Below are 22,543 nucleotides of genomic sequence, written 5' to 3'. Positions count from 1 at the left end.
AGGTGCGCCTGCGACAATCCAGGTCATGACCACGCCGCAGGACCCCCGGCCGGCCGAGGGCACCCCCTTCGACGACCCCGAGGCGACCCCGGAGTCCGGGACCGACGTCCCCGTCCTGCGCGAGAGCGAGCAGGCCGCCGAGCAGGCCGCCGCCGAGGCGGCCGCCGGTGTCGCCGCCGCGCACCGCACCGGCACCGGTGGCACCGAGCGCACCGTCGTCCACCTCCTGCGCCACGGCGAGGTCTTCAACCCGCAGAAGATCCTCTACGGGCGCCTGCCGGACTTCCACCTCTCCGAGCTGGGCCACGAGATGGCCCGCGTCGTCGGCGACCACCTCGCCGACGCCGACATCGGCCTCGTCGTGCACTCCCCGCTCGTGCGCACCGCGGAGACCGCCGCGCCGACCCTCGAGCGCCACGGCCTCACGGCGGTCGTCGACCCCAGGGTCATCGAGGCTGGCAACAAGTTCGAGGGACGCCGCTTCCGCAAGCGTCTGCTCCTCGACCCGCGCCGCTGGTGGTGGATGCGCGACCCCACGAAGCCCACCTGGGGCGAGTCCTACAAGGCGATCGCGAAGCGGATGACCGAGGCCATCGAGGACGCGCGTGACCACGCCCGCGGCCGCGAGGTGCTCGTCGTCAGCCACCAGCTGCCGATCTGGACCATCCGCAGCGCGATGCGCGGCGAACGCCTGTGGCACGACCCGCGACGCCGCGAGTGCAACCTCGCCTCGCTGACGACCCTCACCTACGTCGGTGACGAGCTGGAGTCCGTCGAGTACTCGGAGCCCGCCGCCCACCTCTACGTCCACGCCGAGAAGCTGCCCGGAGCATGATGTCCCGCACGACCCGCCGCCTCACCGCGGCCCTGGCCGCCGGCGCCCTCGCCGTGGGCCTGGGCGCCTGCTCCGACGCCGACTCCGTCGCCGAGCAGGCCAAGGCCAACCCCGATGCGGGCTACATCGCCGGCGACGGCTCGATCGTCGTGCGCGCCGAGGGTGACCGCAAGGAACCCGTCGAGCTCCAGGGCGACACCCTCGACGGCAAGCCCTTCTCCATGGCCGACCACCGCGGCGAGGTCGTCGTCGTCAACTCCTGGGCGAGCTGGTGCGGGCCGTGCGAGCGCGAGGCCCCGCACCTCGTCGCCGTCGCCGAGCGCTACAAGAAGGCGAAGAAGCCGGTGCAGATGGTCGGCATCAACTTCCGCGAGCCCTCCGTCGACACGGGCAAGGCCCAGGCCGACGTGTGGGGCTTCACCTGGCCGTCGGTCTTCGACAAGAGCGGCCGCTCCGCCATCGACATGCAGGGATACCTCAAGGCGACGCCCTCGACCGCCGTCCTCGACCGTCAGGGTCGCGTCGCCGCGGTGGTGAATGGCGCGACGACCGAGTCGACCCTCACCGGTCTCGTCGACGACGTCCTCGCCGAGGGCGCGAAGGGGTGACCCCGGCATGAATCCGTCCGGCGCCGTCGAGAGCGGCGCGCTCCCGCTCGCCGCGCTCGTCGCGGCGCTCGCCGGGCTCGTCTCCTTCGCCAGCCCGTGCGTGCTCCCGCTCGTGCCCGGCTACCTCGGCTACGTCACGGGCCTGTCCGATGTCTCCCTCGAGCGGCGCTCCACCCGCCGGATGATGCTCGGCGCGGTCCTCTTCGTCGCCGGCTTCACCGTCGTCTTCGTGCTCACCGCGATGTTCGTCGCGACCGCGGGTCGCGCGCTCGTCGAGAACCGCGAGCTGCTCACCCGCATCGGCGGGGTGGTCGTCATCGTCATGGCGCTCGTCTTCCTCGGCGCGGGCAGCCAGCGCACCGTGCGCCTGCCGATCAAGCCGGCCACGGGCCTGGCCGGCGCCCCGCTCCTCGGCGCGATCTTCGGTCTCGGGTGGGCGCCCTGCGTCGGGCCGACCCTCGCCGCCGTGCTCACCCTTTCATTGACCGGCGACGCCGGCACCAGCCGCGCCGTCGTCCTCGCCATCGCCTACTGCGTCGGGCTCGGGCTCCCCTTCGTCCTCGTCGCCGGCGCCTACGAGCGCTGGGGCTCGGTCTCCGCGTGGCTGCGACCGCGGCTGCGCGCCATCCAGGTCGTCGGCGGGCTGCTGCTGCTCGCCGTGGGTGTCCTGCTCGTCACCGGCTGGTGGACGACGATCACCGTGTGGCTCCAGTCCCGGTGGATCAGTGGCTTCGAGGTGATCCTGTGACGACGACCGACCCCACGACCCGCGGCGCGAAGAAGACGTCCGGGCAGCCCGTCACCCAGCCCCGGCTGGGACCGGTCGGATGGGCCCGATGGGCCTGGCGGCAGCTGACGAGCATGAAGACCGCGCTCTTCCTGCTCCTCCTGCTCGCCATCGGCGCCGTGCCCGGCTCGATGTTCCCGCAGCGCTCGCTCGACCCGTCGCAGACCGCGGCGTGGATCCAGCGCCACCCCGAGGCCGGGCCGGTCCTCGACCGCTTCTACGCCTTCGACGTGTACTCCTCGCCGTGGTTCTCGGCGATCTACCTGCTCCTCTTCACCTCGCTCGTCGGCTGCATCGTGCCGCGCACGCTCACCCTCGCCCGGCAGCTGCGCGGCCGCCCGCCGCGCACCCCGCGGCGGCTCGAGCGGCTCGACGCCCACGACGCGCTCGTCGTGCGCGACGAGGACGTGCCCGCCGCGCTCGACGCGGCCGCGAGCGCCCTTCGCCGCCGTCGCTACCGCGTGGCCCGGCACGACGACCAGACGATCTCGGCCGAGTCCGGGTACGTCAAGGAGATCGGCAACCTCGCCTTCCACGGCTCCCTGCTGACCCTCATCGTCGGGCTGGCGATCGGCCACCTCTACGGCTGGCGCGCCGACATCGTCGTGCCCGAGGGCGAGTCCTTCGTCAGCACGGTGACCCGCTACGACACCTGGGCCCCCGGCCCGCTCGTCGACGAGTCCTCGCTCACCCCCTTCGAGCTCACCGTCGACCAGATGTCGGCGCGCTTCGAGGAGGACCACCAGAGCCAGATCGGCATGCCGCGCGCCTTCTCGGCCGAGGTCACCTACGCCGACCGGCTCGGCGGGGCGATGAAGAAGGACACCGTGCAGGTCAACCACCCGCTCGAGCTCGACGAGTCGACGGTCTTCCTCCTCGGCAACGGCTACGCGCCCGTCGTCACGGTCAAGGACGACGCCGGCAGGGTCATCTACCGGGGCGCGACGCCCTTCCTCGCGCAGGACGGCAGCTATCGCTCGACCGGTGCGATCAAGGTCGGCGCGGCCCAGCCCGAGCAGCTCGGCTTCGTCGGGCTCTTCCTGCCGACCGCGGTCGTCGACGACACGAACGGCCCGATCTCGATCTTCCCCGACCTGCGCAACCCGGCGCTCGCGATGAGCCTCTACGAGGGCGAGCTCTTCCCGCAGGGCGGGGCGCAGTCGGTCTTCAGCATCGACACCGAGGCGATGACGCCGGTCGCGCCCGACGACGACAGCGAGGACATCGCGCGGCTGTGGCTGCAGCCCGGCGAGACCGCCCAGCTGCCCGGCGACCGCGGCTCGATCACCTTCGACCGGGTGGACCGCTTCGCGGGCTTCGCCGTGCGGCACGACCCCGGCAAGGGGCTCGTGCTCGGCAGCTCGGTCGTCGCGCTGCTCGGTCTCATCACCTCGCTCACGCTGCGGCGCCGCCGCGTCTTCGCGCGGGTCGTGCCCGCCGGTGACGGGCGCAGCGTGCTCCATCTCGGCGCGATGACGAAGGGGGACGACGACCGGCTGGCCCGGGTCGTCTCCGACCTGGCCGACCAGCTCGGCAGCAGCTTCGACGACGAGGGTGACCGCACCCCGGCGTCGGTGGGAGAATCGAGGACGTCATGACGAACGAAGTGCTGGCCACCTACGCCAACTACGCGCTGTACTCGGCCGTCGGGGTGCTGTCCCTGGCGATGATCGCGTACGCCGTCTACCTCGCCGGGGCGGTCCCCGCCTCCGAGCGCGAGGACGAGACGCTGGACGCCGACGAGCAGGCCGCCGCCGAGCGGGCGCGTGCGCGCGCCGAGCGCGTCGCCGCGGTCTCCGGCGGGTCGGTCGCGACGAGCCCGGCGACCGGGTCCGTGGGTGCGGACGACGGGACCACGGTCGACGACGCCGCGGCACCCCAGGGCGACCCCGAGCGGGCCCGCAAGGGCGCCGGCATCGGCAGCACCCTGTCCTACCTCGGCACCGCGCTGCTCCTCGTCTCGCTCGTGCTGCGCGGCATGTCCGTCGACCGGGCGCCGCTGGGCAACCTCTTCGAGTTCTCCGTCGCGGGCGCCTTCTTCGCCATGCTCGTCTACTGCATCGGCCCGCTGCGTCGCGGCATGCACTGGCTGGGGCTCTTCGTCCTCGCGCCGGTGACGCTGCTGCTGTGGCTCGCCGGCACGATCTGGTACACCGAGGCCGCCGAGCTCGTCCCGAGCCTCGACTCGTACTGGCTCGTCATCCACGTCTCCATCGCGACCCTCGCGACCGGCCTGTCCATCGTCGGCGCCGTGCTCGCCGCGCTCTACCTCGTGCGCGACAAGGCCGGCCCCGGCTCCTTCTGGACCAAGCTGCCCGCTGCCGCGCGTCTCGAGCGCCTGTCCTACGGCATGCACGTCGTCGCCTTCCCGATGTGGACCTTCACCCTCATCGCGGGCGCGATCTGGGCCCGCCAGGCGTGGAGCTCGTACTGGAACTGGGACCCCAAGGAGGTGTGGACCTTCGTCATCTGGATCGTCTACGCCGCCTACCTGCACGCCCGGGTGACGAAGGGGTCGAACCGCCGCACCGCCGCGTGGATCGCGCTCGCCGGCTTCGCCTGCATCGTCATCAACTACACGATCGTCAACTTCTACTTCATCGGTCAGCACAGCTACGCGGGCACGAGCTGATGGTCCGCTACACCCTGCTGCGCGCGCTCGTCTTCCTCGCCTGCCTGGCCGCTCTGTGGCTGGCCGGGCTGCGCGACCGCTCCGAGCAGCCCTGGCTCGTCGTCGGCGCCGCCCTGCTGTCGATGGTCGTCAGCTTCTTCGTCCTGCGCCCCTTCCGCGACGACGCGGTCCGCTCCATCGAGGCCCGTCGGGCCGCGAAGGAGACGGGCGAAGGGGAGTCCCGCCCCACCCGCTCCCGCCGCCGCCCCGCGGTGAGCGACGAGGACGCCGAGGACGCGGACAGCGACACCTTCCGCTGACCCCCCTTCGGACGAGCTGCTGCATGCAACAGCTCGTCGCGCTTGCCGCAGTACGTGCTCCTGCTGACGCGTGCAGGTGCTGCTGACTCCCGCGCCGCCGGTCTCCCCTTCGCCGAGCACACTTGTGGAGCGCGGGGTCGTCCGGTCCGCGAAACCCGTCCATGACCGGGAAACCCGTCCTTCGCCGGGAAGCCCGCTGGCGACCGAAACACGTCCCGGTCCTGCCCGGGTCTCCCGGCCCGTGTCGATCAAGCCGGGCATGAGAGCACCGCATGCCCTGCGACCCGCTCTCTGGTGTCATGGGGCGATGGACATCACGGGCCTGCGCGCGGTCGTCGACGAGCGGTACGCGCAACTCGACCTGCCGAGCTGGCCCGACCCGCATCCTGATCTCGCCTCACCGGCGGACGAGGAGTATGGCCGGGTGAGCGACCCGGGGCGTCACGAGGTGCTGCTGCAGCGCGCGAGGCTGTGGGTCGAGGTGCTCTGCGAACTCGACGGGGTGAGGTCGGATGAGATGTCGGCCGAAGGGCTGGGAGCAGCCCCAGGGGACGCCCGCCGGGCCCGTGGCGTCCGGCTCGCGTCGATCACCCCGGGTACGGCACCGTTCTTCGTCATCGAGCGGCACACGGCGTGGAAGGACGAGGACCCGCCGGTGCCGGGTGTGATGGTCGCGGTCGGTGAGCCTGACAGCGTGATCGGCAGCCTGCCCCAGTGCGGGTGCGATGCGTGCGACGACGGGTCGGAGCACCTGCTCGACGAGGTCGACGACCTCTTCTGCGCCGCCGTCACGACTGGTCCGCACCACCTGCCAGGCGGGGTCCTCCCGGCTCGGCGTGCCTGGGTGGAGGGGCCGTCCGAGCTCCCGCCCAGGGAGCTCGTGGGGCCTGGGCCGCCGCTGTCTGACGAGGAGGCGGACGCCCTTCGCCGCGCTGGGCACTTCGTCGTGCGGATCCGGGAGTAGCGAAGGGGGCCGGTGGTCTCGAGGCTCGGGCGCTGAGCGCCCGTCGCACCTCGACCAGCGAGCGCCCGTCGCACCTCGACCAGCGAGCGCCCGTCGCACCTCGACCAGCGAGCCCTCAGGACTCCGGGGTGATGCGCAGGACCTTGTCGTCCTCTCCGTTGCTCGTCGTCACGTACAGCGCGCCGTCGGGGGCGGTGCGGGCGGCTCGAAGTCTCCCGAAGTCGTCGACGAGGTCCTGCGGGATCTCGACCTCGTCGACCGAGCCGTCGTCCCCGATGCTCAGCAGGAGCAGCTTCGCGCCCCGCAGCGCGGTGATCGCGAGCAGGCCCTCGCGCTCGCCCCACTGCTCGCCCTCGAGGAAGGCGGCGCCGCAGATCGCCTCGGTCGTCTCGCCCGAGCTCCACGCGGCGGCGACGGCGTCGGGGTAGCGCTCGGTGTCGGTCATCGGCACGGACTCGTCGTAGCTGTCGACGGAGCCGCCCTGCGCCGGGTCCCACCCGAAGTTCGCCCCCGCCTCGATGCGGTTGACCTCGTCGTCGAAGGACGGCCCGTGCTCCGCCGTCCAGATCTCCTCGGTGCCGGGCCGCTGTGCGACGCCCTGCACGTTGCGGTGCCCGTAGGAGTAGACGTAGCGCTCGGCCTCGTCGGCGGCGTCGGCGAAGGGGTTGCCCTCCGCCGGCTCGCCCGTCGCCGGGTCGAGTCGCAGGACCTTGCCGCCGAGGTTCGTGCGGTCCTGGGGGGCCGCAGGGTCGGCGGTGTCGCCCGTCCCGACGTAGAGCAGGCCGTCCTCGCCCATGGTCGGGCGGCAGCCGGAGTGGCGCCCGCCGTCGGCGACCGGGAGCCCGGTGAGCAGGTCGCGGTCGCGGGTGGCCCGCGAGTTCTCGACGTCGACGGTGAGCTCGACGAGACGGACGTCGACCGGCTCGCCGTCCTCGGCGTGCGCGAGGCAGGCGACGAGCTTCGGCTGGTCCCAGCCCTGGGCGGGCTCGGGCAGCAGGGCCAGACCCATGAGGCCCCCTTCGCCCTGCGCGTAGACGTCGTCGAGCGGCGCGGAGATCGCGACCGGCTCGGTGCCCGGCTCGAGGCTCGGCAGATAGCTCAGCTCGCCGGAGCGCTCGGTGACGACCGCGCCCCCGTCGGGCAGGAAGGCGATGTCCCACGGGTTGGCCAGGCCCTCGGCGACGACGTCGACCTGCAGACCTCCGCCGCCCCCTTCGGACCCGGACCCGCCCGACCCACTCGAGCCCGACGAGGCAGTCGGGACGGTCGTCGAACCCGACCCGCCCCGCGACGGCGTGTCCGAGGAGCAGCCCGCGAGGCCGGCGGAGGCGAGCAGGGCGGCGGCGGCCAGGGCGGCGGGGCGAGGGGACATGCCCCTAGCCTGCCGTCCTCAGCGAGCCAGCGGGTAGGCGAGCAGCACCGACCATGCGAGCAGCGCGAGCCCGGTCGTGCCGATGGCGGGCACGAGCGCGCGGCCCGTCGCCCCGCCGGTGATCGCCCGGATGCCGGGCAGCAGGACGAGGAAGCCGAGCAGCGCGACCGGGGCGAAGACGTGCCAGATCGCCATCGCCAGCGTGCAGACCGCCGCGACGCCGACGAGGGCGAGGTAGAGCACGCGGGTGCCGTCGTCGCCGAGGCGCACGGCGAGCGTGCGCTTGCCCGACTCGATGTCGGTGGGGATGTCGCGCAGGTTGTTCGCCACGAGGATCGCGCTCGACAGCGAGCCCGCCGCGACGGCGCCGAGCACCCCGACGACGGTGATCTCGTGGGCCTGCGTGTACTGAGTGCCGAGCGTGGCCATGAGCCCGAAGAAGACGAAGACGTAGATCTCGCCGAGCCCGCGGTACCCGTACGGGTTGTCGCCCCCGGTGTACCGCCACGCGGCGAGGATCGCGAGCGCGCCGAGCGGGATGAGGACCCACGTCTGGGCGAGCGCCACGAGCGCCAGCCCGGCCAGCGCCCCGCAGCCGAAGAAGGCGAAGGCCATGAGCTTGACGTTCTCCGGGTCCGCCAGGCGCTGCCCGACGAGCCGCACCGGCCCGACCCGCTCCTCGTCCGTGCCGCGGATCCCGTCGCTGTAGTCGTTGGCGTAGTTGACGCCGATCTGCAGGCTGAGCGCGACGACGAGGGCCAGGACGGCCAGCGCGAGGTCGCTCTCGCCGATGGCGGCAGCGGCCGCCGTGCCGACGATCACGGGGGCGGTGGCGGCGGGCAGGGTGCGCGGGCGGGCGCCAGCGACCCACTGTGCGAGGGAGGCCATCGAGCTCGATTCAGCGAAGGGGAGTGTGCCGCCCCATCCTACGAAGGCCCCGAGGCCCCGCCGAGCAGGTCCCTCGCCGCGGCGCGGTCGGGCTTGCCCGGCCCGCGGGTGGGCAGCTCGGCGACGACGCGCACCCGGTGGGGGAGCGCGTGCGCGGGCAGGTGGGGACGCAGCATCTCGCGGATCTGCCCGACCCCCTCGTGCGGCACCTCGCCGACCGGCGGACCGCCGGGCGAGGTGACGACGAGGAGGGCCACCCCTTCGCCCCACCGCTCGTGCGGCACGCCGACCGCGAGGGCGGCGGTGATCGCCGGGACGTGCGCGAGGACGCCCTCCTCGACGACGCGCGGGGCGACCTTGAGGCCGCCGGAGTTGATGAGGTCGTCGGCCCGGCCGAGCACGCTGACGACGCCGCGCTCGTCGACCGAGCCGAGGTCGCTCGTGACGAACCACCGCATGCCGTCGCGCTGGACGAACTGCTCGGCGGTGAGCTCGGGCATCCCGAGGTAGCCGTGGGCGACGACCGGCCCGCCGAGCAGGAGCGTGCCGCTCGGGCCGACGTCGACGGCCACCCCGCTCAGGGCACGCCCGTCGTAGACGCAGCCGCCGCACGTCTCGCTCATGCCGTAGGTGAGCACGACGCGCACCCCGTCCTCGCGGGCCCGGGCGACGACCTGGGGGTCGGCGGCGGCCCCGCCGACGAGCACGGCGTCGAGCCGGCGCAGCCCCTCGATGCCGACCGGGTCGGTGGCCATGGCCGTCAGCTGGGCAGGGACGAGCGAGGCGTAGCGACGCTCGCCGCTCATCGCGGCGACGGCCTGGACGAGGGCGAAGGGGGTGAGCGCCGGGTCCGTGAGGACGGGCCGCGTGCCGGCGTGCACGGAGCGCAGGAGGACCTGCAGACCGGCGACGTGGTGCGGGGGGAGGGCGAGGAGCCACTGGCCGGGCCCGCCGAGCCGGTCGTGGGTGGCGGCGGCGCTCGCGGCGAGGGCCTGGGTCCCGAGCATCGCGGGCTTCGGGGTGCCGGTCGAGCCCGAGGTGCTCACGACGACGGCGAGGTCGTCGGGCAGCGGGCCGTCGTGCGCGGGGAGCGATGCCGGGGGCGCGTCGGGGGCGTGCGGCCGCACGGGGGCCCCGCCGGCGAGGGCACGCTCGAGCGCGGGCAGCGCCTCGAGGGCTCCGTCCCCGGGCGGGATCGGCAGGTCGGTGATCACGGTGGGCACCGGTCCATCCTGGCCGACGGCAGCCCGGGCTCAGCAGGTGGACCGTCCAGGGGATGCTCAGGTGGGGGTGCGACGGTCTCGGTTGTCCTTACAACTGACACGAAGGAGCCTCTCCACGAACCGCGTCCTGCTCGACCCCGCGCTGCTCGTCCTGCGCGCCGTCCTCGGTGTGACGATGTTCGCCCACGGCTGGCAGAAGCTCACCGGCCCCGGTCTCGAGGGCGTCGGCGGCATGTTCGACCAGATGGGTGTGCCGCAGGCGCAGGTCGCCGGCCCGGCGACGATGCTCGTCGAGCTCGTCGGCGGGGTGCTGCTCGTCCTCGGCCTGGCCACCCGGGTGGCGGCCGCGGCGGTCGTCGTCGTGAGCGTGGGCGCGATCGCGATCGTCCACTGGTCGGCCGGCTTCTACGCCGCCGACGGAGGGTGCGAGCTCGTCCTCGTGCTCGCCGCCATGGCGCTCACCCTCGTCCTCACCGGACCGGGCGCGTGGTCGCTCGACGCCCCCTTCGCCCGTCGTCGCTCCCCGGAGCGGGCCCGGGAGATGGTCTCGGCCTGACCGGCACGACGACGCCCCCTGCTCCGATGCGGAGCAGGGGGCGTCGGTGCGTCCGGGGCGGTCCTTACAGGACGAGGCCGAGGACGAGGACGACCGGCAGCGAGACGACCGCGCCGAGGGAGGTCGCCATCGTCAGGGTCTTCAGCGCCCCCTTCGTCGACAGGCCGAGCAGCGACTTGAACATCCAGAAGAAGTTGCTGTTGACGTGCAGCGCGAACATCGCGCCCGAGGCGATCGCCAGGGCGATGACCACCGGGTCGACCCCGGTGCTCGCGACGACCGGGCCGATGATGCCGGCCGCCGTGATCGCGCCGACCGACACCGAGCCGATGGCGAAGTGCAGCACCGCGGCGACGAACCACGCGAGGAGGATGCTCACGAGAGCCGGGGCGCCGGAGTCGGCGGAGAAGAGCTCCTTGAGCGTGTCGCCGAGGCCGGTCTCGGTGATGATCGCGCCGAGCGAGCCGCCGATGCCGGTGATGAGCAGGATCTCGCCGGTGGTGCGGAATCCGGAGGACAGCGCCTCGCCGGTGCTGTCGGTGCCCAGGGCCCAGCGGGCGAGGACGAAGGCGATGACGAGCCCGATGAAGAGGGCGATGTTCGCGTCGCCGAGGAAGGCGATGACGCCGTTGGAGAACTCGAGCAGGTCCGCGAAGGCGCCGAAGGCGATGAGGACGAGCGGGACGAGGATCGGCAGCAGCCGGACCCCGAGGGGCAGCCCGGCGGCGCGGGCGGGGATGGCGTGCTCGTCGCCCTCGGCGCTCGCCGCCTGACGGTCGTCCACCGTGCGGCTGGTGAGGAACTCCTCGTGCCGCGGGTGGTCGGGGTGCTCCAGCTCGTCCTCGTCGATGTCGGTGTAGGGGTCCCAGTAGCGGGTGCGCGTCAGCAGCTGGCGGAAGAGCCACGCGGTGACGAGCGCCGTGAGGATGCCCAGCGGCAGGCCGAAGACGAGGTAGCGGCCCAGCGGCAGCTTGAGCAGGCCGGCGACGGCGACCGCGGCGAGGCCGGGGACGACGAAGACGTACCCGGCGAAGATGCCGATGCCGATCGACCCGGCGAGCCAGGGCAGGCCCTTCGTCCGGTCGACGACGGGGGCGGCCTGGCGCGCCATCGGCGAGGCGAGGACGACCTGCACGTCGACGTAGATGCTCGGGAAGATCGTCGACAGCACGCCCGCCATGGCGTACGGCAGCTTGCCGCCGACCCGGCGCGCGATGATCTCGACGAGGGTGCGGAAGGTGCCGGTCGCCGAGAGCAACGACCCGATGAGGACGCCGAAGCCGATGAGCAGTCCGACCTCGGCCATGATCTCGCCGAAGCCCCCGGTGATGCCGGCGACCGTCCCCTCGAGCCCGACCCCGGCCGCGAGGCCGAGGTAGAGCGAGGACAGCACCAGCGAGATCACCGGGTCGACCTTGAAGCGGATGATGAGGAGGATCGCCAGCGCGATGGCGATGGCTGCGTGCAGGACGTCCATCCGTGCAGCCTAGAGGGGCGTGACCGCGATCACGCGGCGGCACCCGCGGCGACGGGGCGGGCCGGGCTCACCCGATCCAGCCCAGGCCCTCGGCGATGAGGATCGCGCCGAAGAGGAAGAAGAGGACGGCCGCGCCGATCTTGATGGTGCGCTCGGGCAGCTTGCGGCCGAGGACAGCGCCGACGCCGATGGCCAGGGCGTCCGCCGCGACCATGCCGAGGGTCGAGCCGACCCACGTGCCGAACCAGCCGTGCTGGGTGGCCAGGGTGATCGTCGCGAGCATCGTCTTGTCGCCGAGCTCGGCGAGGAAGAAGGCCATGCCGACGGCGAGGATCGCCGCGCCCTTGGCCTTGCGGGCCTTGGCGGCCTCCTCGTCGGTGAGCTCGTCGCCGCGCAGCGTCCACAGGCCGAAGACCACGAAGGCGATGCCGGCGATGATCGCGATCCAGTCCTGGTAGTCGGCGAAGGCGGTGCCGACCCAGAAGCCGATGGCGACGGAGGCGAGGTGGACGATCGCCGTCGCGGCGGTGATGGCGAGGATGACGTCGCGTGCGCGGTATCGGGTGGCGAAGGTCATCGCCATGAGCTGGGACTTGTCACCGAGCTCGGCGACGAAGATCACCGCGGTGGAGAGGAGGAAGGCGTACACGGGGAAGGACCTGTCTGGCTCAGGTGCCCGGACGACCGGCTCGGGGGAGGACGGCTCGACCAGGCACGGTGGCGGCGCGCACCCGGGTGCGGGCGCACGACTCGTGCTGGTCGAAAGTCTCGTCCGCCACGGTGACCCGTGGCCTGCCGTGCCGGTCGCTCAGCGGTGAGGCTGGGCGGCAGTGTGTCGACACGACCGTTGAGGACTACTCCCTCTCGATGGCCACCAGTGTAGACGGGACGAGGGACAGCCCCGACCACCCGTCTCGGTCGGTGGGCGCGGACCTCAGAAGTACCAGGGGAAGGGCGACCAGTCGGGCTCGCGCTTCTGCAGGAACTGGTCGCGACCCTCGACGGCCTCGTCGGTCATGTACGCCAGGCGCGTCGTCTCGCCGGCGAAGACCTGCTGGCCCATGAGCCCGTCGTCGGGCAGGTTGAAGGCGAACTTGAGCATCCGGATCGCCTGCGGGCTCTTGCCCATGATCGTCCGGGCGACGCCGAGCGCCTCGCGCTCGAGCTCGGCGTGGTCGTAGACGCGGTTGACCGCGCCCATCTCGTGCATCTCCTGCGCGGTGTACGCCTCGCCGAGGAAGAAGACCTCGCGGGCCCGCTTCTGCCCGATCTGGCGCGCGAGGTAGGCGCTGCCGTAGCCGCCGTCGAAGGAGCCGACGTCGGCGTCGGTCTGCTTGAAGCGCGCGTGCTCGCGGCTGGCCAGGGTCATGTCGCACACGACGTGGAGAGAGTGCCCGCCGCCGGCGGCCCACCCGTTGACGAGCGCGATGACGACCTTCGGCATCGTGCGGATGAGGCGCTGCACCTCGAGGATGTGCAGGCGTCCCCCTTCGGCCTTGACCCGGCGCTCGTCGACGCTCTCGGCGCTCTCGCCGTCGGCGTACTGGTATCCCGACCGCCCGCGGATGCGCTGGTCGCCCCCGGTGCAGAAGGACCAGCCCTGCGTCGTCGCGCTGCTGCCCTCGCGCGGGGTGGGGCCGTTGCCGGTGAGCAGGACGACGCCGACGTCGGCGGAGCGGCGCGCGTGGTCGAGGGTGCGGTAGAGCTCGTCGACGGTGTGCGGGCGGAAGGCGTTGAGCACCTCGGGCCGGTCGAAGGCGATGCGCACGCACCCGAGGTCGCGGGCCCGGTGGTACGTGACGTCGGTGAGGTCCTCGAAGCCCTCGACCTCCTGCCACGCCTGCGGGTCGAAGGTCTGACTCACGCCGTCCAGTGCACTCACGGGGGTGAGCCTACGTGCGTCGTCCACAGCCCCGGCGTCACCTCGGTCCGCGTCCACACCCCGGGCGAAGGGGGTGCCGCCCCCTCCTCGTCCGCGGTGTCCTGGGTCGGCGGGGACGGGCCCCGGGGGAGCGAGGAGGAGAGATGGGACAGCGGTGGTTGCGGGCCGTGGGCGGCGACGAGGGCGACGGGGGCGAGGTGCGGGCGAGCGACGGCTGGCTGGGTGACGGGTGGGGCGGGCCGCCGGGCGAGGTCGGGGGCGGGAGCGGTGGCCGGTGCCTGTGCGACGACTGCCTCTCCGGGATCGTCAGCTACCCGCTCGCCGAGCAGTACGGCGGCGGGGGAGGCTTCGGCGACGACCGCGGCATGATCACCGAGGTCGTCCTGCTCGACGGCCACCTGATCGACGTGCGCAAGGGGCCGGTCGGGGGCAGCGGCTACGAGTGCGCGGCGCACGAGCTGCAGGCTCGAGGGGTGCTGCGTCGCGAGCCGCCGCGCACAGTCGTGGTCCGGGAGGAGCCCGAGCAGGCGATGCTCGACTGGCTCGCCCGTGTCGTCGGCGGCGAGGCCGCGCTCGCCGCTCTCGACGACGAGCCGCTGCCCGTCGAGGACCTCGACCTCGGCGCCGTGCCCGGCTGGGCGCGCGAGCGGGCACGTCTCGTCGACGAGCACGTGCAGGGCGCCTTCGGCCACCAGCTCGTCGGGCCGGAGCTGCTCACGGCCTGCCGCCGGCTGCTCGTGCGGGCGGCAGGAGCGGGAGCCTTCGAGGCGTGGCACGGCGCGCTGCCCGAGCAGGTCGCCGCCGCGGTCGTGCACTGCGCGGCGAAGGCGAGCGCGCTCGGCGCGCCGACCCTCGGCCACCCGATGCGCAGCATCCTGCGCGGTGTCGGCGTCTCCGGCTACCCCTCCGACCGGTCACGCCGGCTGGCGACGCTGGTCGGCGGGTCGGGGTGGCCGCACGGCCGACGACCGACGGAGGTGCCGGACGTGTACGTCCTCGGCGACCCCGCGCTGCTGCTGTCCTGCTTCCGCAGCGATCTCGTCGTCTACCGCGACCGGGCGGTGCGGCTCGCCGCGGGGTCGGGCGCGACCGGTGCGCGGTAGCCGGTCCGGCGGGCGACGACGGCCGCTCCCACGGCGAGGAGGACCGCGAGGGCGAAGACCGCCGAGAAGGGGTCGCTGTCGCCGCGCTCCGCCGCGGCGAAGATCGCGCCGCTGATCGACAGCGCGACGGCCCCGCCGAGCGAGTCCGAGATCGTCAGCGCGGAGGAGTTGAAGCCGCGGTCGGCGTCGGAGGACGCCGCGAGCGTGGCGACACCGGTGCGGGGGTAGGCGAAGCCCATGCCCGCCCCGCCGAGCGCGTAGCCCGCGGCCGCGAGCACGGGGTGCACGTCGAGGACGACGGCGAGGAGCAGGACGAGCACGCCAGCGAGGAGCACTGCCGAGCCGATCGACATGACCGTGGTGTCGTCGAGCCGTGCCCGCAGCCGGGCTTGCACCTGGCTGGCGGTCGCCCACACGACCCCGACGACCGTGAGCGCGAGACCCGCGCGCACGGCCGTGACCTGCCACTGCTCCTGCAGGACGAAGACGATGTAGGACTCGGCGCAGAAGAAGGACGCCGACAGCAGCCCGCGCACGGCGATGACCGACGGCAGCCCACGGCGCCCGGTGAGGGAACCGCCCGGCAGGAGCGGGCGCAGGGCGAGGACGAGGACGACGAGAGGCACCGCCGCCAGCGCCGCGCGCAGCCCCGGCAGCGAGCCGAGCAGCTCGAGCGCCAGCGCGGCGACGGCGGCGACCGTCGCCCACAGCAGCAGGCCGCGCCGGGCCGGCGCGGCGGCAGCGGCCTCGACCTCGGTGGCCGAGCGGGGTCGCAGCATGCGCAGCGCGGGCACGACGAAGACGGTCGCGAGCGCGACGAGGACGATGACGGACAAGAAGACCCACCGCCACCCCGCGACGTCGGCGACGACCGCGGCCAGGGCCGGGCCGAAGAGCGCAGGCAGCACCCATGCGGCGGCGAAGCTCGCGAAGAGCGAGGGCTGCAGGTCGGCGGGGTAGACCTCGCCGACGACGACGTACAGCGCGGCGATGAGCGCCCCGCTGCCCAGCCCCTGCAGCAGCCGACCGACGACGAAGAGCTCCATCGCCGGCGCGAGACCGCACACGAGCAGACCGAGCGAGAAGGTGACGATCGCGACCTCGAGCGCCCGGCGCGGTCCATGGCGGTCGCTCCACTGGCCGGCGGCCACCATGCCGATGACGCCGGACGCCAGGGGCGCCGAGAAGGCGAGGGCGTACAGCGAGAGGCCGTCGAGCTCGCGGGCGAGCGTCGGCATCACCGTGGTGACGGCGAGGGCCTCGAAGGCGGCGATGGCGATGAGCGCGAAGGCGCCGATGCTGCTCGTGCGGTACGTGGTGCCGAAGATCCCCTCGGCAGGAGCGGGAGAGACGGGCACGACAGACAGTGTGCGCCGTCCTACCCTGGGGGTGTGCACCGGATCTACACGACGAGCGTGGCGTCGGTCTACCCGCACTACGTGACGAAGGTCGAGCGCAAGGGCCGGACCCAGGCCGAGGTCGACGAGGTCATCCGCTGGCTGACCGGCTTCGACGGCGCCCAGCTGCGCGCGCACCTCGAGGCCGGCACGACCTTCGAGGACTTCTTCGCCCAGGCCGAGCTCAACCCGGGCGTAGCCCTCATCACCGGCTCCGTCTGCGGGGTCAAGGTGCAGGAGGTCGAGGACCCGCTGATGCGCCAGGTGCGCTACCTCGACAAGCTCGTCGACGAGCTCGCCAAGGGACGCCCGATGGAGAAGGTCCTGCGGAGCTGAGGCGCCCCGGCCGCCGCTAGCGTGCTGGCATGACCCTCGCCTGGTACACCCTCGTCGTCGACGCCACCGACATCGCCTCGCTCTCGCGCTGGTGGGCGCAGACCCTCGACTGGCACGTCGTCTACGAGGACGAGCACGAGGTCGCGATCGCCGCGGACCCCGAGGAGGAGGAGCACCCGGTCGAGGACCTCGACGCCTGGCTGGCCCAGCGTCCCTCCCTCGTCTTCGTGCCCGTGCCGGAGGCGAAGACGGTGAAGAACCGCCTGCACATCGACCTCGCACCGCACCTCAGCCAGGACCGTGACGCCGAGATCGCGGCACTGGTCGAGCGGGGTGCGACCCAGGTCGACGTCGGCCAGAGCGGTGACGTCACGTGGACCGTCCTCGCCGACCCCGAGGGCAACGAGTTCTGCGTCCTCTCCCGCCGCGACCGGTGAGCCCGCAGACCCCCGGGGTCGACGAGCTCCTCGAGGGGATGCGCGTCGTCTCGATCCCGATGCGCGTGCGCTTCCGGGGCGTCGACGTGCGCGAGGCCGCGCTGCTGCGGGGGCCGAAGGGGTGGGCCGAGCTCTCCCCCTTCGTCGAGTACGGCCCCCAGGAGACCTCGCGCTGGCTGGCCGCGGCGGTCGAGGCCGGGTGGCGGGGCTGGCCCCCGCCGGTCCGTGACGAGGTGCCGTGCAACGCGACCGTGCCCGCCGTCGGGCCCGAGCGGGTGCCCGAGGTGCTCGCCCGCTTCGACGGGTGCACGACGGCGAAGATCAAGGTCGCCGAGCGCGGGCAGACCCTCGCCGACGACGTCGAGCGGGTCGCCGCGGTCCGCGACGCGATGGGCCCGGCCGCCGCCGTGCGGGTCGACGCCAACGGCGGGTGGTCGGTGGACCAGGCGCTCGATGCCGTCGCCGCGCTCGCCCCCTTCGGTCTCGAGTACGTCGAGCAGCCGTGCGCCGACGTCGAGGGCCTGCGGGCCGTCCGTCTCGGGCTCGCCCGCGCCGGGGTCGACGTCCGGGTCGCCGCCGACGAGTCCATCCGCAAGGCCGAGGACCCCCTGCGGGTCGCCCGCGAGGAGGCCGCCGACGTCGTCGTCGTCAAGGTCGCCCCCCTCGGTGGCGTCGCCCGCGCGCTCGAGGTCGTCGACGCGTGCGGCCTGCCCGCGGTCGTCTCCTCCGCCCTCGACACGAGCGTCGGGATCCGGGCGGGCGTCGCCCTCGCGGCTGCGCTGCCGGAGCTGCCCCACGCCTGCGGTCTCGGCACCGTCGGCCTGCTCGCCGGCGACGTCACGCGCGACCCTCTCGTCCCGGTCGGGGGCGACGTGCCGGTGCGCCCGGTCGAGGTCGACGAGGCCCTGCTCGACGACCACGAGGCACCCGCAGAGCGGGTGCGGTGGTGGCGCGAGCGGCTGCGCGCCGCGCACGCCCACCTCTGACGCGCCCGTCCACACCCGGGCCCCGGACCGGGCCCGCCTCCACAACCGGCTCGTCGCCACCTCGCTTGGCCGCCGCACCGGATGTGCTGGGCTGCATGCAGATCGACCTGCCCCATCTCGACGACGGCGCGCTCGCCGGGCTGCTCGGTGCCGACGTGCCCGGTGCCCTCCTGGGCCTCGCGCGCCGGGTCGCCGACGCGGGCACCGGTCTCGAGGCGGCGGTCCTCGTGGTGCACCGGTGCGGCGAGCTCGAGTGGCGCTCCGGCGCCGCGGACCTCTACGAGCGCGAGATGGACGAGGTCCTCGCCGAGCTCGCGGTCGTCGGGCAGGACCTCAGCGCGCTCGCCCGCGACCTCGAGACGCTGTCGACCACGGTCTCGCACCGGCTCGACCTCGTCCGCGCGGCCCGCCTGCCCGTCATCGGCCTGCTGCCATGAGCGAGCCGGGGATCGAGATCTCCGGCGGCGCGGGCGGCATCGCCGTGGCCCTCGACGCGCTCGACGTCGCCGCCCCGGCTCTGCGTGCCGTCGCCGCAGACCTCGCCGACAGCGCCGCCGACCTCGCCCTCGTCCTCGCCGACCCCGCGCTCGTCGCGGCGGCGCTCGTCGCGCCCGGCCGCACCGCGCGGACGGGGGCGGACCTGCTGGCGGTCGCCGGCCCGAGCGGTCTGCTCGGCACCTCGCTGCACCTGCGGGTGCTCGCCGGCACCGTGGCCGCGGCCGCGGAGCTCTACCGCGCGGGCGAGGGCGGGGCGCGCCAGGCGGTCGAAGGGGTCGACCGCACCGCCGGCCTCGTCCTCGGCATCGCGGTGCCCACCGTCGTCCTGCCCGTCTCGGCCGCGACGGTGCTCGGTGCGGCCGCCCTGCGCACGCGACCGTCGCCGGTCTGGCTCGGTGCCTACGTCGGCTCGGTCATCGGTGTGGTGCGCGAGCTCCCGTCACGAGCCGGGCCGCGCGTGGACCGCGTCCTCGGCGAGCACCCCTGGCTCCTCGAGCACTCCGTCGCCGGCGCGGAGGGGCTCGTCGTCGGCCTCGGGCTCGGCTTCCCGCCGCTGGGCCTCTACCTCGCCGACCGGGCAGACCGCGCCGGGCTGCGCTACCCGCCCCGGACGCAGGCCGAGGCGGTCGCCGTCGTCACCGCTGCCGGGGGCGGGCACGTGCTCGACGAGTCGGGCTTCGAGGTCGAGGTGCGGGCGCACCCCGTGAGCACGGCCGGCTGGCGCCCGCCCCGTGGGGTGTCCGACCTCGTCGCCGCGGACGGCCCCGTCTCGGGCGGTGACCACGTGCGGGTCACCGGCATCCCGCTGACGGACGGCCGGTACGCCTGGGTCGTCGACGTGCCCGGCACCCAGACCTTCTCGCCGCGACCCGGCACGAACCCGTGGGACCAGACGAGCAACCAGCTGCTCGAGGCCCACGAGCGCACCCTGACGATGACCGCGGTGACCGCCGCCCTGAGCGACGCGCGGGCGCGCACCGGCCGAGGGGCGAAGGGGGTGGCCGACCCCGTCCTGCTCGGCGGGCACAGCCAGGGCGGGATCACGGCGGCGGCGCTCGCCGCCGACCCGGTCTTCCGCGCGCAGCACCCCGGGTTGAGCCACGTCGTGACGACCGGGGCGCCGATCGGCGGCGTGCCCGTGCCGGAGGGGGTCTCGGTCCTCTCGCTCGAGCACGTGCAGGACCTCGTCCCCGCGCTCGACGGGGCGCGCAACCCCGACCGGGCCGGCTGGGTGACGGTGCGCCGCGACCTGAGGGGTGACCTGCCAGGCGACCTGCGCCGCCTCCCGGACGCGGCGCCCACCGCGACGGGGGCGCACTCCGCTCGTCTCTACGAGAGCACGGGTGCCCTCGTCGACGAGCGCACGGTCACCGACCCGTCGCTGCTCCGGTGGCGGGAGGGCGCCGGTGACTTCCTCGACGCCGGGCGCGTCGACGCCCAGCACGTCGACCCGCAGCCCGCCGCCGGGGCGCGTCCGGTCGTCGTCGACTACGAGGTGCGCCGGGTGCGACCGGGTGGGTGAGGTCGGCGTCCTCTCTCGGTCCGGGCGCTGTCGGTCGTGCCTGCGAGGCTGGTCGCGTGCCCGAGGGAGACAGCGTCTTCAGGCTCGCCCGGCGGCTGGACCGCCAGCTGGTGGGCAGCACGGTGGTGCGCTCCGACTTCCGCACGCCCGCCCTCGCGACCCGCGACCTGTCCGGGCGCGAGGTGCTCGAGCACGTCACCCACGGCAAGCACCTGCTGACCCGCTTCTCCGGTCTCGACGGCTCCCCGGCGGCGACCCTGCACAGCCACCTGCGGATGGACGGGTCGTGGTCGACGCTGCGCCCGGGCAAGCACCTGCCCCGTGACGTGAGGCCTCACGTCCGACTGGTCCTCGGGCTCGACGACGGCCGAGCCGTCCACGGCATCCGGCTGCACGACCTCGCCCTCGTGCCCACCGCACGCGAGCACGACGTCGTCGGGCATCTCGGCCCGGACCCGCTGCGTGACGACTGGGACCCTGCCGAGGCGGTCCGTCGGCTGGGCGCCCGGCCGGGCACGCCGCTCGTCAGCGCCCTGCTCGACCAGCGCGCCATGGCGGGCCTGGGCAACCTGTGGGCCAACGAGCTCGCCTTCCTCACCGGCGTCAGCCCGTGGACGGCGGTCGGCGAGGTCGACCTGCCCCGGCTCGTCGACCGGGCTGCGCGGATGCTGCGCCAGTCGGCGACGGTCGAGGGCGCCTACCAGGTGACGACCGGCTCGCGCGCCAGGGGAGACACCCACTGGGTGACCGGCCGGCAGCGTCAGGGCTGCCGGCGCTGCCGCGGCCCGGTGAGCGTCAGCGCCGAGATCCCCGGCGACGCCGCGAACCGGCGCACGTGGTGGTGCCGGTCCTGCCAGCCGGGGCCGGGCCCCGAGGCGAGGGTGCGGGCCGCCGTGCCCTGACCCACCGGGATGGCACCATCGACCCGTGCAGCCGACACCTCCCGCGACCGTCGCCGCCCGGGCACTGCTCGACGAGCTCGTCCGGCTCGGGCTGCGTCACCTCGTCCTGTCGCCGGGGTCCCGGTCGGCTCCGCTGGCCTACGCCGCGCAGCAGCTCGACCGCGAGGGACGCCTGCGGCTGCACGTCCGGGTCGACGAGCGGGCCGCGGGGTTCCTCGCCCTCGGGCTGGCGAAGGTCAGCCGGGTGCCGGCCGCTGTCGTCACGACGAGCGGCACGGCGGTGGCCAACCTCCACCCCGCGGTGCTCGAGGCCCACCACGGCGAGGTGCCCCTCCTCGTGCTGAGCGCCGACCGGCCGCCCGAGCTGCGCGGGGTCGGGGCCAACCAGGCGACCGACCAGCCCGGTCTGCTCGACCACCGTCACTGCCGGCTCGTCGTCGACGTCGAGACCCCGTCCGCCGACCGGCTCGCCGCTCAGGTCCGCGCGCTGCGCTCGACCGCCGCCCGAGCCGTCGCCGCCGCCACCGGGGCCCTCGGGGGAGACCCCGGGCCGGTCCACCTCGACCTGCCCTACCGCGACCCGCTCGCCCCGCCCGTGGGTGGGCCGTGGCTGCCCGACGACTGCGCCGGGCGCCCGGACGGACGACCATGGGTCGCCCTGCCGACCGTGACCGCACCCACCGGGGGCGGGGAGGGGGGCACCGCCGACCTCGTCGCGCCCCGCACCCTCGCCGTCGTCGGCGACCTCGCCACCCGTGGCCAGCGCGACGCGGCGCTCGCCTGGGCCGGGGCGCACGACGTGCCGGTGCTCGCCGAGACCGGGCCCGGCGCCGCAGACGCCCCGACCCTCCTGCCGCACGGCGCGCTCGCCCTGGCTGCCGCCGACTGGGTCGAGGCGCACCGTCCGGAGCGTCTCGTGCTCGTCGGGCGCACGACGCTCGGCCGGTCCGTCGCGGCCCTGGCCCGCGACCCACGCACCGAGGTGCACGTCGTCTCGACCGTCCCGCGGTGGGCCGACCCGACGCACGAGGCGGCGGGGGTCCACCCCTTCGCCACGCTCGCCGAGCGCTCCGGTCCTCGCGCCGACCCCACCTGGGCCCGCGACTGGGCCGATCTCGGCCGTCGCGTCGAGGAGGCCCTCGTCGAGCTGCCCGGCGGGTCGCACGACCGCCTCACCACGGGCGCCGAGGTCGTCCGCGTCGTCGACGAGGCCCTCCCGACGGGTGCCCGGCTCTTCCTCGGCAGCAGCTCGGTCGCCCGCGACCACCAGCTCGTCGCCCGCCCCCGCGTCGACGTCGACGTCGTCGTCAGCCGCGGGCTGGCCGGCATCGACGGGTGCGTCTCGACCGCGGCCGGTCTCGCCCTGGCCGACCCGGGCGTCCCGACCTACGCGGCCGTCGGCGACCTCACCTTCCTCCACGACTCCGGCGCGCTCCTCGTCGGGCCGAGCGAGCCGGTGCCCGACCTCACGGTCGTCGTGCTCGACGACCGCGGGGGCAGCATCTTCGCCACGCTTGAGTACGGCGCGAAGGAGCTCGAGGACGACTTCGAGCGGGTCTTCGCCACACCGACGGGCACGGACGTCGCCGCGCTCGCCCGGGCCCACGGGTGGCCGGCGACGACCGTCACGACCCCCGACGAGCTGCGCGCCGCGCTCGCCCCCGCCCCGGGGCTGCGGGTCGTCGTCGTGCCGCTCGACCTCGGTGACCGACGGGCCACCGGTCTGGCGGTCGCAGAGCGCCTGCGCGCGCTCGGCTGACCTCTGGCGCGGACGGGCGGTCGGAGTCCCGGGACGAGCGGTCGGCTGGGAGCGCCGAGCGGTCACGCGGGTACCGGCAT

General features: G+C 74.3%; 23 protein-coding genes. 16 read left to right on the top strand and 7 right to left on the bottom strand.

Going from position 1 to position 22,543, the window contains the following annotated elements:
* The first annotated feature begins 25 nt into the window (after window positions 1–25).
* From EEW87_RS08960 to EEW87_RS08930, 7 genes are all read left to right on the top strand, one after another.
* Complete coding sequence (locus tag EEW87_RS08960; protein ID WP_083968981.1) at window positions 26–835, top strand: histidine phosphatase family protein; 810 nt, start codon at window positions 26–28, stop codon at window positions 833–835.
* Window positions 832–1,443 carry a TlpA family protein disulfide reductase gene (locus EEW87_RS08955; protein ID WP_123092319.1) on the top strand — a complete coding sequence of 204 codons (612 nt, stop codon included), beginning with the start codon at window positions 832–834 and terminating at the stop codon, window positions 1,441–1,443. The genes EEW87_RS08960 and EEW87_RS08955 overlap by 4 nt, the downstream gene beginning before the upstream one ends.
* A gap of 7 nt (window positions 1,444–1,450) precedes the next feature.
* Window positions 1,451–2,191, top strand: a complete 741-nt coding sequence (locus EEW87_RS08950; RefSeq protein ID WP_068276782.1) for a cytochrome c biogenesis CcdA family protein — start codon at window positions 1,451–1,453, stop codon at window positions 2,189–2,191.
* On the top strand, window positions 2,188–3,828 hold the full coding sequence (gene resB / locus EEW87_RS08945; protein ID WP_240341573.1) for a cytochrome c biogenesis protein ResB: 1,641 nt from the start codon (window positions 2,188–2,190) through the stop codon (window positions 3,826–3,828). The genes EEW87_RS08950 and resB overlap by 4 nt, the downstream gene beginning before the upstream one ends.
* The gene (gene ccsB, locus EEW87_RS08940) at window positions 3,825–4,862 is read left to right on the top strand and encodes a c-type cytochrome biogenesis protein CcsB (RefSeq protein ID WP_123092318.1); all 1,038 of its coding nucleotides are present in this window, start codon (window positions 3,825–3,827) and stop codon (window positions 4,860–4,862) included. The genes resB and ccsB overlap by 4 nt, the downstream gene beginning before the upstream one ends.
* A complete protein-coding gene (locus EEW87_RS08935) occupies window positions 4,862–5,161 on the top strand; it encodes a DUF4229 domain-containing protein (RefSeq protein WP_123092317.1) in 300 nt (99 codons plus the stop codon). Before ccsB ends, EEW87_RS08935 begins: the two co-directional genes overlap by 1 nt.
* Window positions 5,162–5,231: 70 nt before the next feature.
* Window positions 5,232–6,125, top strand: a complete 894-nt coding sequence (locus EEW87_RS08930; RefSeq protein ID WP_148041587.1) for a DUF6226 family protein — start codon at window positions 5,232–5,234, stop codon at window positions 6,123–6,125.
* 115 nt (window positions 6,126–6,240) lie between these two features.
* Here EEW87_RS08930 and EEW87_RS08925 read toward each other — a convergent pair whose 3' ends face one another.
* Genes EEW87_RS08925 through menE form a run of 3 tightly spaced genes read right to left on the bottom strand, consistent with a single transcriptional unit; the run spans window position 6,241 to window position 9,608 of the window.
* Window positions 6,241–7,497 carry a PQQ-dependent sugar dehydrogenase gene (locus tag EEW87_RS08925; protein ID WP_123092315.1) on the bottom strand — a complete coding sequence of 419 codons (1,257 nt, stop codon included), beginning with the start codon at window positions 7,495–7,497 and terminating at the stop codon, window positions 6,241–6,243.
* 18 nt (window positions 7,498–7,515) lie between these two features.
* A complete protein-coding gene (locus EEW87_RS08920) occupies window positions 7,516–8,385 on the bottom strand; it encodes a 1,4-dihydroxy-2-naphthoate polyprenyltransferase (RefSeq protein ID WP_123092314.1) in 870 nt (289 codons plus the stop codon).
* A 38-nt stretch (window positions 8,386–8,423) separates the two neighbouring features.
* Complete coding sequence (gene menE / locus EEW87_RS08915; protein WP_240341572.1) at window positions 8,424–9,608, bottom strand: o-succinylbenzoate--CoA ligase; 1,185 nt, start codon at window positions 9,606–9,608, stop codon at window positions 8,424–8,426.
* An 82-nt stretch (window positions 9,609–9,690) separates the two neighbouring features.
* Here menE and EEW87_RS08910 point away from each other — a divergent pair, with 82 nt between their 5' ends.
* Window positions 9,691–10,164: a DoxX family protein gene (locus EEW87_RS08910; protein ID WP_225985117.1), complete on the top strand. Its 474-nt coding sequence runs from the start codon at window positions 9,691–9,693 to the stop codon at window positions 10,162–10,164.
* Between the two features lie 64 nt (window positions 10,165–10,228).
* Here the strand turns inward: EEW87_RS08910 and EEW87_RS08905 are convergent, their stop codons facing one another.
* From EEW87_RS08905 to EEW87_RS08895, 3 genes are all read right to left on the bottom strand, one after another.
* Window positions 10,229–11,641 (bottom strand): GntP family permease, encoded by a 1,413-nt coding sequence (locus tag EEW87_RS08905; protein WP_123092312.1) that lies wholly within the window; start codon window positions 11,639–11,641, stop codon window positions 10,229–10,231.
* Window positions 11,642–11,708: 67 nt separating this feature from the next.
* A complete protein-coding gene (locus tag EEW87_RS08900; protein WP_123092311.1) occupies window positions 11,709–12,290 on the bottom strand; it encodes a TMEM165/GDT1 family protein in 582 nt (193 codons plus the stop codon).
* Window positions 12,291–12,575: 285 nt separating this feature from the next.
* Complete coding sequence (locus tag EEW87_RS08895) at window positions 12,576–13,523, bottom strand: 1,4-dihydroxy-2-naphthoyl-CoA synthase (protein ID WP_123092310.1); 948 nt, start codon at window positions 13,521–13,523, stop codon at window positions 12,576–12,578.
* Window positions 13,524–13,666: 143 nt separating this feature from the next.
* Between EEW87_RS08895 and EEW87_RS08890 the strand changes: the two genes are divergently transcribed.
* Window positions 13,667–14,626: a hypothetical protein gene (locus EEW87_RS08890; protein ID WP_148041586.1), complete on the top strand. Its 960-nt coding sequence runs from the start codon at window positions 13,667–13,669 to the stop codon at window positions 14,624–14,626.
* On the opposite strand, the gene EEW87_RS08885 is transcribed toward EEW87_RS08890, so the two are convergent.
* A complete protein-coding gene (locus tag EEW87_RS08885) occupies window positions 14,569–15,984 on the bottom strand; it encodes an MFS transporter (protein ID WP_232311889.1) in 1,416 nt (471 codons plus the stop codon). The two genes, EEW87_RS08890 and EEW87_RS08885, sit on opposite strands and share 58 nt — an antisense overlap.
* 33 nt (window positions 15,985–16,017) lie before the next feature.
* On the opposite strand from EEW87_RS08885, the gene EEW87_RS08880 reads away from it, so the two are divergent.
* The 7 genes from EEW87_RS08880 to menD all read left to right on the top strand — a co-directional run bounded on the left by EEW87_RS08880 (window position 16,018) and on the right by menD (window position 22,463).
* Complete coding sequence (locus EEW87_RS08880) at window positions 16,018–16,359, top strand: DUF2200 domain-containing protein (protein WP_123092308.1); 342 nt, start codon at window positions 16,018–16,020, stop codon at window positions 16,357–16,359.
* A 29-nt stretch (window positions 16,360–16,388) separates the two neighbouring features.
* The gene (locus tag EEW87_RS08875) at window positions 16,389–16,796 is read left to right on the top strand and encodes a VOC family protein (RefSeq protein WP_123092307.1); all 408 of its coding nucleotides are present in this window, start codon (window positions 16,389–16,391) and stop codon (window positions 16,794–16,796) included.
* A 38-nt stretch (window positions 16,797–16,834) separates the two neighbouring features.
* The gene (locus EEW87_RS08870; protein WP_240341690.1) at window positions 16,835–17,782 is read left to right on the top strand and encodes an o-succinylbenzoate synthase; all 948 of its coding nucleotides are present in this window, start codon (window positions 16,835–16,837) and stop codon (window positions 17,780–17,782) included.
* A gap of 95 nt (window positions 17,783–17,877) precedes the next feature.
* A complete protein-coding gene (locus EEW87_RS08865; protein WP_123092306.1) occupies window positions 17,878–18,219 on the top strand; it encodes a hypothetical protein in 342 nt (113 codons plus the stop codon).
* Entirely contained in the window at window positions 18,216–19,802 is a 1,587-nt protein-coding gene (locus EEW87_RS08860) for a hypothetical protein (protein ID WP_123092305.1), read from the top strand. Before EEW87_RS08865 ends, EEW87_RS08860 begins: the two co-directional genes overlap by 4 nt.
* 56 nt (window positions 19,803–19,858) lie before the next feature.
* Complete coding sequence (locus EEW87_RS08855) at window positions 19,859–20,704, top strand: DNA-formamidopyrimidine glycosylase family protein (RefSeq protein ID WP_123092304.1); 846 nt, start codon at window positions 19,859–19,861, stop codon at window positions 20,702–20,704.
* A 25-nt stretch (window positions 20,705–20,729) separates the two neighbouring features.
* Window positions 20,730–22,463, top strand: coding sequence for a 2-succinyl-5-enolpyruvyl-6-hydroxy-3-cyclohexene-1-carboxylic-acid synthase (gene menD, locus EEW87_RS08850; protein ID WP_123092303.1), 1,734 nt, complete (start codon window positions 20,730–20,732; stop codon window positions 22,461–22,463).
* The last annotated feature ends 80 nt before the right edge of the window (window positions 22,464–22,543 follow it).

The sequence above is a fragment of the Janibacter melonis genome, assembly GCF_003721155.3.
Lineage (GTDB): Bacteria > Actinomycetota > Actinomycetes > Actinomycetales > Dermatophilaceae > Marihabitans > Marihabitans melonis.
The sequence above is the reverse complement of the archived record's forward strand: the minus strand, read 5'-3'. Positions and strand labels throughout refer to the sequence as shown.